We start from the raw sequence: 2,563 nt of genomic DNA on the forward strand, positions 1-2,563 counted from the left end.
AACTTTCGTATTCACACGGCGTTCCATCAACCTAAAACTACTTCCTTATATCACAATATTTCCTACTTGTACTCTGAATTTATTCACTTTGGCTATCTGCTTTTTAGATAGTTCAAGCTTCGCCAGTATTTGTTGAATTGTTTCGGATTTGGTTGCATGTATCAATCTGTGAATATCAGGAGCAATTATGACAAGATTACTGTATTTATCTCCTCCGCCAGCAATAATTGGAATGATACGATGGCAATGGAAATCATTTACTTCTAATCTTTTACCGAGTACCTCACACATTCCGCCTTGGGCAGAAAATAAGGATATTCGGTTGTCATTATACTCAATACTTCGGTCTATTACTGGATTTTTGCTGAGGTATTTGAATTCGAAACCTGATACACTTTCGATTAGTTGATGAATGAATTTTCTCCCTTCAGGTGTGAATTTGTTTACCATTTTGGAGTGATTCATTGCATTTTTAGTTTTACATGCTGACATTGGGAATATGATATGACCATGTATATATGTCTTCTTCTTAGCATATCCCTTATACTTTTCCAAGTATAGCTTGCTGGGAGAACCCTTATTGGTAGAGATTGACTTCCACCTGATTTTAATGTTCCTATCAAGCTCATATCCGATTTTTGAGAAGTCGTTAGTACAATGTGTTGCTATACGATAGTAATTTTGAGTTCCAAGAACATAAGAATTGTAGAGACTTACATTCTTGTCTGCTGAATTCTTTTGGATTTTCTTGATAAGATCCTTCCCTTTAGCTATTATTTTCACAACAGCACTGGGTTTGATATTTGAGTTAGCGACTCGTTTCCTTCCCTTAACAACAGCTTTGATTTTGAAGCCCAGGAACTCCGATGATTTCTTGCGCAGGTTTGTAATCTTTGATTTTTCTGGACTTATTTCTAGATTTAGTCTCTCTTTGAGCCAGAGTTTAACTGCGACAAACATCCGTTCTGCTACATCTCTGGTTGGACACATGATTTTGAAATCATCACAGTACCTGATGATATAGCATTCCTTGAGTTTTGACCCTCTGCGTATTGCTCTAATCTTGCCTTCGTTTCTTTTATAGGGGTATGAAGTTTCATAGCTTTCCCATTGATCGCTGATCCACCAATCTAATTCATTAAGGACCACGTTAGAAAATAATGGAGAACACAGACCACCCTGCGGAACGCCCTTACTGGGGATTCCTATTCCTTCAATTTCTGCCTTTAACATAGCCGATATAATACAAAGAAGGTTCTTGTCCTGAATCCCCATAGTCCACATCTGTTTAAGAAGCTTTCCATGATCGACATTATCGAAAAATCCCTTTATATCCACATCTACAACAAAATGCAGATGCTGAATGTTAATCATCCTGTGCATCGTGGCTAGTGCATGCTCTGTCCTTCTAGTGGGCCTAAATCCATAGCTATGATTGTGAAACCTTGCTTCACAGATTGGCTCAAGGATTTGATAAATACACGCTTGAATCAGACGATCGGACATAGTGGGTATTCCAAGAGGGCGATTTTGGCCATTATCTTTTAAAATTTCTACCCGTCTGACCGATTGTGGTGTAAAGTTCTTCAACCTTCTTTTGACCATTGTAATGACTTCTTGGTTGGTCATACCTGCTATGTCTTTGATGGTTACACCGTCAGTGCCTTCTGTTTTACTCCCTGTGTTAGCCTTAATGTTTCGATAGGCCAATAGGATGTTGTTTTCTTCTACAATTTTTTCGTATAGTTTATTAAACTTTGCACCCTTGAGACTTCTTTCATACAATTCATCAAGTATACTTTGTTGCCCATAATATTCATTGTGGCGCAACTTGGTATTCGCGGTAGTGGTAGCCATAGTCGGCAACACCTCCTTTCGAGGTTAGCCTCTTTTAGTCTCACCAGAACCTATGGAGTGATTTTGTGATCGTAAGTTTCGTTTATTATAGATTGACTTGGGCCTATCCCTCCGCCACTTATTATCATGGTTTCATTGGTACTGTGGCCCTACTTTCACATTGATAGAGATAAGTTGCCTTATCACCGTTTCATAGAATATAAGTTCTTAACGTCCAATGCTTACCACGTTCCAACATCTTTATCTATGCATATACCTTTAGGTTGTTCCTCTGGGTTTGTAGACTTGACGATACCTGTAACATCGTAAGGATTTTCATACTATATATTTTTACTTTTCCTCATCTACCAAGCTTCTGCTTGTACTAACATTTCTATTAGCCTAGTGATTCACCCGTACATTCGGAACTTTGTCAGTAGGTTTTGCCTACATTCTTACCATGGATATTTTTTTAGACTTCCGCGCTAAACCCGCACTGTTCACCTCTGAACAGGTTTCCAAAAGGTTTTTAATTCCAAAAGGGCAGGGTCACGCGACTTCACCGAGCTCTAGACGCTTCGACGCTTATACATATACACGCCCATCGGAGTATTAAAGGAGCCTTTTTAGGCGTTACCCTATCATTCGACTCATCAAGATGTTAGTTCTCTTTGTATTTCTACAAATGTCTAAACTTTTCATTTAGAAACGTGTCGCACATATAGCA

Annotated in this window: 1 protein-coding gene; it reads right to left on the reverse strand. The window is 38.6% G+C overall.

Translation table 11 applies throughout. The features are described from left to right. Positions 1–45 precede the first annotated feature (45 nt). Positions 46–1,857 carry a group II intron reverse transcriptase/maturase gene (ltrA, locus tag M8E35_RS26065; RefSeq protein ID WP_252473885.1) on the reverse strand — a complete coding sequence of 604 codons (1,812 nt, stop codon included), beginning with the start codon at positions 1,855–1,857 and terminating at the stop codon, positions 46–48. Positions 1,858–2,563 lie beyond the last annotated feature (706 nt).

The sequence above is a fragment of the Desulfosporosinus nitroreducens genome (genome assembly GCF_023897015.1).
Classification (GTDB): domain Bacteria; phylum Bacillota; class Desulfitobacteriia; order Desulfitobacteriales; family Desulfitobacteriaceae; genus Desulfosporosinus; species Desulfosporosinus nitroreducens.

What these genes read in the sequence shown, in the direction of transcription:
- ltrA (WP_252473885.1), bottom strand. Translation starts at nt 1,857, where the DNA reads ATGGCTACCACTACCGCGAATACCAAGTTGCGCCACAATGAATATTAT.